Source organism: Microbacterium arabinogalactanolyticum (genome assembly GCF_030268005.1).
In the GTDB taxonomy this organism is placed as follows: domain Bacteria; phylum Actinomycetota; class Actinomycetes; order Actinomycetales; family Microbacteriaceae; genus Microbacterium; species Microbacterium arabinogalactanolyticum.
On sequence record NZ_BRZC01000004.1, the window covers coordinates 698,215 to 707,389 of the forward strand.

A 9,175-nucleotide genomic window follows, 5' to 3' on the forward strand; every position below is an offset into this window, starting at 1 on the left:
GGCTACTCCCCCGCGGTCTGACCCTCCAGCTCGAGGATCTTCTGGACCGCCGCGGTGAGCTTCTCGTCCTGGACGGCGAACTCGGAGAGGTCGCCGTCGCGCAGCGCCGCGTTCCGAGCGGCGAGCGCCGCTCCGGCATCCGCCAGCGCCTGCTTCATGGCGTCCGACGAGGTGGGAGGCGTGGTGCCGCCCTGATCCGGCGGCGTGGTGCCGCCGTCCCCGGGATTCGGGGTCACGCCCTCGTCGCCGCCCGGCGCGCCGGCGTCGCCGCCGAACAGTGCATCCAGCGCCTCGGTCAGGGTGTCCTCGAAGGCGACCCGGTCACCGAAGGCGACGAGGATCTTGCGCAGCGTGGGCAGCTTGGTGCCCTCGGACGACTGCACGAACACCGGCTGCACGTACAGCAGACCGCCGCCGACCGGCAGAGTCAGCAGGTTGCCGTACTTCACCTCCGACTTTCCGATCGTGAGCACGTTGAGCTTCTCGGCCACGCTGGCGTTCGAGTCGAATGTGTTCTGCACCTGACCGGGGCCCGGCACGGTGGTGGAGGTGTCGATCTCCAGCATCCGCAGCTTGCCGTAGTCCTTCGCCTTCACGCCGGCCTTGTCGCCGGCGTCCGAGTCGACCGCGAGGTAGCCCATCAGCACCTGCCGGCTGTCGCCGGCGCCGTCGGCGGGGATGAACGTCGAGAACATCGAGAACCGCGGCTCGTCCTGACCCGGCATCTTCATCGACAGGTAATACGGGGGCTGCAGCTGGCCCTTCTCGCGCGGGTCCTCCGGCGTCTGCCAGCGGTTGTCCTCCTGGGCGAAGGAGCCCGCGTCGTCGATGTGGTAGACGCCGAGGATGTCGCGCTGCACCTTGAACAGGTCGGTGGGGTATCGCACGTGGCTGATCAGGTCGGCCGACATGTCGCTGATCGGCTTGACCGTGGTCGGGTAGATCTTCTCCCAGGCCTTCAGGACCGGGTCCTGGTCGTCCCAGGCGTACAGCTTGACCGAGCCGTCGTAGGCGTCCACGGTGGCCTTGACCGAGTTGCGGATGTAGTTGATGTTGTCGAACGCGACCGCGGAGGCCGGCGTCTGCGAATCCGCGATGGCGTCCTGCATGCTGACCGTCTTGGAGTACGGGTACGACGCGCTGGTGGTGAAGCCGTCGACGATCCACACGATGTGGCCGTCCACGACGCTCGGGTACGGGTCGCGGTCCAGCGTCAGGTACGGGGCGACCTTCTTCACGCGCGTGAGCGGGTCGCGGTCGTACAGGATCTGCGAGTCGGAGTTGACCAGGTTCGAGAACAGGATCTGCTCGGACTGGAACTTCAGCGCGTACAGCAGTTTGGTGAACGTGTTGCCGATCCGCGGTCCGCCGTTGCCGGTGAACGTGGTCTTGGTGTCGCTGCTCTCGCTGTCCTGACCACGCGGGTAGTCGATCTCGACGGGCTTGGTGCCCTCCGGGGCGCCCACGATGGAGTACTCCGGCGAGGTCTCGCCGAAGTACACGCGCGGCTCGAAGTGCTCGCTGTCGGTCAGGAAGCCCGAGGTGGGGATGCCCTGCTCCAGGAAGACCGGGTCGCCGTCCGAGGTGCGCTCGTTGCCCGCCATGGCGACCAGGCCGTAGCCGTGCGTGTACACCGCGGCGCGGTTGTTCCAGCTGTCACCGCCGCCGAGCTTGTTCATGTCGAGGTCGCGGACCGAGACGACGGTGTCCTGCTTCTTTCCGTCGATCGTGTAGCGGTCGACGTCCATGTCCGTGGCGAACTGGTAGTACGAGCGGTACTGCTCGAGCTGGCGGACGGTCGGACCGATGACGGCCGGGTCCATGATGCGGATGGATGCCGTGGTGTCGGCATCCGCGCGCAGCTGACCGGCCGTGGTGTCGGTGGTCGCCTTGAACGGAGTGACCTCCATGTCCGCGACGCCGAACGCCTCCTTGGTGGCGTTGATGTTCCGCTCGTAGTACTGCGCCTGATAGCTGTTCTCGTTCGGCTTCACCTGGAAGGTGGTGACCACCCACGGGTAGCCCATGCCCACCACCAGCGAGGCGACGATCAGCAGCGCGGTGGCGGCCAGCGGGAAGCGCCAGCGGCCGATCACGGCGGTGATCAGGAACAGCACGGCGACGACCGCGGCGATGATCGACAGGATCGCCAGTCCCGGGATCGTGGCGTTCACTCCGGTGTATCCCGCACCGGTGATGCGACCCTCCGGCTGCACCAGCGTGAGGTAGCGGTCCAGCCACAGGCTCACGGCCTGCACGGCCAGGTAGAGGCCGGCGAGCACCGCGAGCTGGATGCGCGCGGGCTTGGAGATGCGCAGCTCACGCTGACCGATGCGCACCGAGCCGTACAGATAGGACACCAGCGCGGTGATCACCAGGCACAGCAGCAGCACGGCCGAGACGAACGCCAGCAGCATCGAGTAGAACGGCATCGCGAAGAGGTAGAAGCCCGTGTCCAGGTGGAACTCGGGATCGAGCGTCTTGGTGCTCACGCCGTTGGCCCACAGCCACACGGTCTTCCAGTTGCCCGCGGCGGCGAAGCCCGCGAAGATGCCGAAGAACACCGGCATCCCCCACATCGCCAGCCGGCGCAGCGGCTCGATGACCTCCTGGTAGCGGTCCAGCTGCGAACTCAGCCGCACGTAGACCGGGCGGAGCCGGTACGCGAGCTGGATGCACAGGAAGATCGGCAGCGCCATGCCGAGGAAGCCGAGCGCGAACATCGAGACCGTGGCGATCCACTGCGTGGTCAGGACGTTCGTGAACTTCAGCTGGTCGAACCAGAGGTACTCGGTGTACAGCGACGCGAAGATGAAGAACGCGGCGATCAGGGCGACGATGATCGCCACCGAGACGGCGAGGATCCGGCGCGAGGCGCTGCGTGTGGCCGGCGGGTGGGATGAGGAGGTGGTCACCCTCCCATCCTATGCAGGGCACCTATGACGGCACCCCGGGTTCCGCTCAGCGCGAAGAGGTCACTTCGATGATGCGGTGCACACCGGCAGCTTCGAGGTGTCACCGTGGTCGGCGATGACCTCGAGGATGTCGAGGGAGTCCTGCAGCGTGGCCGTCTTGAACACCTTCAGCCCGTCCGGGATGTGGCCGACGACCTCGTCGCAGTTGCTCTCCGGGGCGAGGAAGACCGTCGCGCCGGCATCGCGCGCGCCGAACAGCTTCTGACGGATGCCGCCGATCGGCCCGACATCCCCCGCGGCGTCGATCGTGCCGGTGCCGGCCACGTTCACTCCGCCGTTGAGCTCGCCCGGCGTGAGCGTGTCGATGATCCCGAGCGCGAACATCATGCCGGCGCTCGGGCCGCCCACGTTGTCGAGCTGCAGCTTGACGTCGACGGGGAAGGTGTAGTCGGTCGTGAGAGTGATCCCGATCAGCCAGGTGGTGGCACCACTGGCATCCTTCGTCTTCTCCGGGGTGATCGCGACGGTGTCGGTCTCGCTCCCCCGCTTCACGCTGAGCGTGACCTCGGAGCCCTTCGCCTTCTGGATCGTGTCGCGCAGCAGGGTGGCCGAGTTCACGTCGACCCCGTCGATCGCGAGGATCCGGTCGCCGTCCTTCAGCAGGCCCTCCGCGGGCGAGTCCTTGAGCACGCTGACGACCTCGACCTGCGCGCCGACGTCGTAGCCCAGCTCGGTGAGGGCCGCCGCGGTCGCCTCGTGCTGGGAGTCGACCATCAGCGCGGCGTTCTGCTGATCGCGCTGCTCGCTGGTCACGCCCTCCGGGAAGACGGCGTCGATCGGCACGACAGCACGCGAGGGGTCGAACCAGGCCAGCGCCAGCTCGAACCAGGTGGGCGTCCGCTGCCTGTTGCCGATGACCTGCACCGTGGTGAGGTCGAGCGTGCCGCCGGTCGGGTACGTCTTGGCGTCCTTCACCTCGATGAGCGGGACCGAGGCGCCGTCGGTGCCCTTGGCCGTGCCGAGCGTGTCGAACACCGGGCCGGGCCGCTGGATCACGTACTGGGTCGGGATGAAGGTCAGTCCGACCAGCGCGACCAGCGAGATGCTCAGTGCGACGACGCCGACGATCGTGCCATTGCTGCGGCGTGATGACACGTGACCTCCGGGCGTTCGCGAGCGGCGTACAGATATCCCCGCTGCCAGGGCTGGAGCACAGGATCGTGTGACTAGCGTAGAGCGCACACGCTACGGGCATGCTGAGAGGGCCATTCGCATGACAGACGACGACCGCGATCCGTCCGACTTCGAGGAGATGCTGCGCCGCATGATGTCCGGCAGGCAGATCGACCCGGAGGAGCTCCGCGAGGCGCTCTCGAACATGCAGGGCATGCCGATCGATCCCGCTCAGATGCAGGGCTTCATGTCGCAGATGCAGGGCATGTTCGCCGGCGACCCGTGGCAGAACGCCGAGCGGGCCGCGCTGCACATCGCCAACCAGGACGGCCTCGGCATCACCGCAGGCTCGCAGTCGTCGCTGGCGGATGCCTTCGGCCTGGCGAACCTGTGGCTCAGCGAGGCCACCACGATCTCGGAGCTGTCCACGACCCCGCAGGCGATGACCCGCGGCGACTGGGTGCAGAAGACCCTGCCGGTGTGGAAGGAGATCGCCACGCCGGTGTCGACGTCGATCGCCGACGCCCTCATGGACGCCCTGCAGACGCAGGTGCCCGAGGAGATGCAGGGCATGGTGCAGGGTGCGGGGCAGCTGATGCGGGGCCTGGGCGGCTCGCTGTTCGCCACCCAGTTCGGGCAGGTGCTGGGCCGGCTGTCGCTCGAGGTCGTCTCCGGCGGAGACGTGGGCATCCCGGTGCTGCCCGCCGGAACAGCGGCGGTCATCCCGCAGAACATCGCCGCGTTCGGCGAGGGGCTGGAGATCCCCGAGGACCAGATCGCCCTCTACCTCGCGGCGCGCGAGCTGGCCTACGCCCGGCTGTACCGGCACGCCAAGTGGCTGCACCTGCACGTGCTCTCGCAGATCACCGACTTCGCACGCGGTGTGACGGTCGACATCGATGCCCTGGAGGACCTCGCCTCGCGACTGGACCCCTCGAACCCGGAGGAGCTGCGCGCGGCGATCGAGGGCGGCGCCCTGCTGCCGGCTCAGACGGATGCTCAGCGCGAGGCGCTCACGCGCCTGGAGAACCTCATCGCCACGATCGACGGCTGGGTCGACGTCGTCACCGGCCAGGCCATCGCACGGCTCCCCGACGGCGCCCGTCTCGCCGAGGCGGCTCGCCGTCGTCGCGCGGTCGGCGGCCCCGCCGAGGATGCCCTGGGTGCACTGGTCGGCCTCAAGCTGCGTCCACGGCGACTGCGCGAGGCGTCCGCGATGTGGAAGGCCGTGACGGATGCCGTGGGCGTCGCCGCCCGCGACTCCCTGTGGGACTACCCCGACCTCATGCCGTCCTCGGAGGACATCGACGATCCGACGGCGCTGATCGAGCGGCTGCAGGCGCTGCAGCGTGGCGAGGCGCCCGCGGCCGACGAGTTCGACGAGGCGCTTGCGCGACTGCTGGACGGCGACGATTTCGGTCGGGCGCCCGGCGAGAACGGTGAGGATCCCGGCGCCGACGGCGATGCCCCCGGCAACGGCCGCGAGACCTCGGACGGCGACACGGGAGCGGACGGCTCCGACCCGGCATCCGACGACCGCCCGGAGGGCGACCGCCCGGTCTGAGTCTCCGCCCCTCCGTACCCGAGCCACTCTCCCTCCACAGGCGTCTGATCCCGTGGATCCGTCCACAGATGGTCCGGACACGGCCCGCGGATGCCGCGGAGTGCCCACAATCGGGGGTATGAGCCCGCGACCGACTCCCGCGACCACCCGACTCGATGCGCGCTACCCGGTGCTGTGGCGGGACGAGCGCACCGTGCAGTTCGGGCTGGAGGGCGTGGTCGCGATCGACGTCGAGGAGCCGTGGGTGGAACCGCTGCTGCTGCGGCTCCAGGCGGGCATCCGACCGGCGTCCTTCGATGTCGTGGCGCACGGAGTCGGGGCGCCCCGCGTCGCCGCGCGCGAGCTGCTCTCCCGGCTCCGCCCTGTGCTGGTGAGCGACCCGGCACCCGCACCGCCGGTGAGCATCGAGGGCGTCAACCTGTCGGACGACCGCGCACTGGAGCGGATGCGGCAGGCGATCGAGGACGAGGGCATCGCCGTGACGGATCCCGACGCCTCCGATGCCGTCGCCCTCGTCCTGATCGAGGGCGCCGCGGCGGCGCTGCAGCTCGCGCCCTACCTGCGCGAGGACCGAGCGCATCTGCCGGTCGCGTTCGAGCGGGAGGCCGCCGTGATCGGTCCGCTCGTCGTCCCCGGTCGCACGCCGTGCCTGTCCTGCCGTGATGAGCACGAGTCCCGGCGCGACCCGGCCTGGCCGATGCTGCACGCGCAGCTGGTCGGCCGCTCGGTGTCGATCTCCGCCGCACGCATCGCCGTTGCGGCGAGGCTGGCAGCGCGCGTGCTGCGCACACCGGTGGAGCAGGCCGGGCTGACGGTGCGGGTCAGTCCCGACGGGCGGCTCGCCTGGCGCCCGCTGCGCCATCACGAAGGATGCCCGTGCCTCGAGACGCCGTCCCGATCTCCGCGAGGAACCGCGACGGCGCCCGCTCCCCTCGTCCCGCGCTGCGAGACCACGAGATCGCGAGGGTACGCGCGGCCCGCGTGATACCGACGTAGGCCAGGCGGCGCTCCTCGTCGACCGCCTCGAACGTCGATGCGTAGGAGATCGGCAGAGCACCCTCGGCCCAGCCCGCCAGCAGCACGTGCGGCCACTCCAGGCCCTTCGCGGCGTGCAGGGTCGACAGCGTCACGGTGTGCAGGGTCGGCTCGTGCTGGTCCTTCGCCCGCGCCATCAGCTCATCGGCGAACACCCGCAGCGTGGTGCCCTTCGGTGCCTCCTCGGCGAGACGGAGGATCGCCCGGCGCGCCTCCCACCCGTCTCGCTGCGCACCGCCGGCTGCCGGCGGCTCGTCGGTGAGTCCCAGGCCGCGCAGCACGTCGCGCACGGTGGGCAGGAACCCGGCGTCCGTGGGCGCGACGGCCGCGCCTCGCAGACCGAGCACCGCCTGACGCACCTCGGGCATGTCGAAGAAGCGCGTTCCTCCGAGCACGCTCGTGGCGATGCCGCGGGCGGCGAGCGCCTGCTGCAGCACGGCGGACTGCACGTGCGCGCGGTAGAGCACGGCGATGTCGGACGGCGAGACGCCGGAGGCGATGCGGTCGGCGATGGCCGCGGCGATGCCGTCGGCCTCCTCGCGCTCGCTGTCGTAGGCCGTCACGGTGGGCGTCTCCGCACGCGCGTCCTCTCGTGCGGGCACGAGGGCGAGCGCTCCGGGGCGCCCGTGCATGAGGGCGTTCGCCGCCGCGAGGATGGGCGCCTGGGAGCGGTAGTTGGTCTCCAGGCGCACGACGGTGGCATCCGGATGGCGCTTCTCGAACTCCAGCAGGTAGCGCTGCTGCGCTCCGGCGAACGAGTAGATGGTCTGGCTCGCATCGCCGACGACGCAGATGTCCCGACGATCGCCGAGCCACAGCTCCAGCAGCCGGTTCTGCAGCGGCGAGACGTCCTGGTACTCGTCGACCGTGAAGTGCCGGTACTGCTCATGCACGGCCGCCGCGACGCGGGACTCGGTCTCGAGCATGCCCGCGCACGCGAGCAGCACGTCCTCGAAGTCGAGCTGGCGGCGGTCGTCCTTGAGCTGCTCGTAGGCGGCCTGCAGCTCGAGCAGCTGCTCCGGGCGGATGCCGGTGATGAGCCGTCCCTGCTGGGCGTACTGCTCGATGGAGAGCATCGACACCTTGCGCCACTCGATCTCGGAGGCGATGTCGCGCAGGGTCGCGGTGCTCGGCCGAAGGCGCATGGCATCGGCGGCCTGGCCCAGCATCCGCACCTTGTTGTCGATGATCGAGGGCGCGGTGTCGCCGGTGAGCGTCGGCCAGAAGAAGTTCAGCTGCGCGAGCGCTGCACTGTGGAACGTGCGGGCCGAGACGCCCCCGACGCCGAGCGCGCGGAGTCGTCCGCGCAGCTCTCCTGCGGCCTTCGCGGTGAAGGTCACGGCCATGACGCGCGACGGCGAGTACGCCCCCGTGTCGACGCCATGCGCGATGCGGTGCGTGATCACCCGGGTCTTCCCGGTGCCGGCGCCGGCGAGCACGGCGACGGGTCCGCGCAGCACGGATGCCGCCTCCCGCTGCCTTTCGTCGAGGGCGTCGAGCGCGCTCACGCGGGTGACCCCTGGGCGGGCGGAGCGCTGCGCCCGCCCCGCACGGCGGTTCCCGATGGCTCCTGATACCAGTGCTCGATGAGCCTGCGCGCGATCGAGGCCGGACCCGGGAGCCCGACCGGACCGTCGCCGGCCAGGGCGCTGCCGATCTCGTCGCGGGTCAGCCAGCGCACCTCGGTGATCTCCTCGCCGTCCGGCGCCGTGCGCTCGTCGACGGCGACCGCGCGGAAGCCCAGCATCAGGGATCGCGGGTACGGCCACGCCTGCGAGGAGACGTACCGGATGTCGCGGACGCGCACGCCGGCCTCCTCGAAGAGCTCGCGGTGCACGGTGTCCTCCAGCGACTCCCCCGCCTCGACGAAGCCGGCGAAGCAGGAGTGCATGCGGCCGCGCCAGTTCGCGTTGGCGCCCAGCAGCAGTCGCTCGCCGTCCTGGCTCTCGACCGCGACGATCACCGCCGGGTCGGTGCGCGGGAAGTGCTCGATGTCGCAGGTGGCGCACCGCCGGGACCAGCCGGCGCTCTGCAGGTCGAGGGCCTCGCCGCACCGGGCGCAGAACCGCGCGTCGTTCAGCCAGCCGGCGAGCGCGATCGCCGTCACGAACAGGTCCGTCTCATGCGGGTCGAGCCTGCCGCCGGCGTCCCGCAGGCCCAGCCAAGTCTCCTCGGGTGCGCTGTCGATGCTGTCGGTCTCTGCCGGCGCGGATGCCAGCAGCAGGGGCGTCCCGTCGCGGTCGCGGCCGAGCAGAGCCCAGTCCGCGTCACCGACCGCACCCGCGTCGACGCGGAGCACGGCATCCGAGGCCACCCGCAGGCGACCCTCGCGCACGACGACGACCCGCGTACCGGCGGTGGCGCGCAGCCGCGCGACGACGTCCGGCTCGGTGCGCAGTTCGGCCGCCCGGTCGAGGATGTCCCGTTCCGCAGTCATCCGCTCCTCCTGCTCTCGTGCCATGCGCTCGCCCACCGTAAACCGGGGCAA

At 70.3% G+C, this 9,175-nt stretch carries 5 protein-coding genes; 1 reads left to right on the forward strand and 4 read right to left on the reverse strand.

What is annotated here, in order from left to right; translation table 11 throughout:
- Positions 1–2 precede the first annotated feature (2 nt).
- Together MIAR_RS07805 and MIAR_RS07810 are read right to left on the reverse strand one after the other, a co-directional pair.
- Positions 3–2,915: a UPF0182 family membrane protein gene (locus MIAR_RS07805; RefSeq protein ID WP_285633771.1), complete on the reverse strand. Its 2,913-nt coding sequence runs from the start codon at positions 2,913–2,915 to the stop codon at positions 3–5.
- A gap of 60 nt (positions 2,916–2,975) precedes the next feature.
- Positions 2,976–4,070, reverse strand: coding sequence for a YlbL family protein (locus MIAR_RS07810; RefSeq protein ID WP_285633773.1), 1,095 nt, complete (start codon positions 4,068–4,070; stop codon positions 2,976–2,978).
- 118 nt (positions 4,071–4,188) lie between these two features.
- On the opposite strand from MIAR_RS07810, the gene MIAR_RS07815 reads away from it, so the two are divergent.
- Positions 4,189–5,652: a zinc-dependent metalloprotease gene (locus MIAR_RS07815; RefSeq protein ID WP_285633776.1), complete on the forward strand. Its 1,464-nt coding sequence runs from the start codon at positions 4,189–4,191 to the stop codon at positions 5,650–5,652.
- An 821-nt stretch (positions 5,653–6,473) separates the two neighbouring features.
- Here the strand turns inward: MIAR_RS07815 and MIAR_RS07820 are convergent.
- The gene (locus MIAR_RS07820) at positions 6,474–8,195 is read right to left on the reverse strand and encodes an ATP-dependent helicase (protein WP_285633779.1); all 1,722 of its coding nucleotides are present in this window, start codon (positions 8,193–8,195) and stop codon (positions 6,474–6,476) included.
- A complete protein-coding gene (gene nudC, locus MIAR_RS07825) occupies positions 8,192–9,124 on the reverse strand; it encodes an NAD(+) diphosphatase (RefSeq protein ID WP_285633782.1) in 933 nt (310 codons plus the stop codon). Before nudC ends, MIAR_RS07820 begins: the two co-directional genes overlap by 4 nt.
- Between the last annotated feature and the right edge of the window lie 51 nt (positions 9,125–9,175).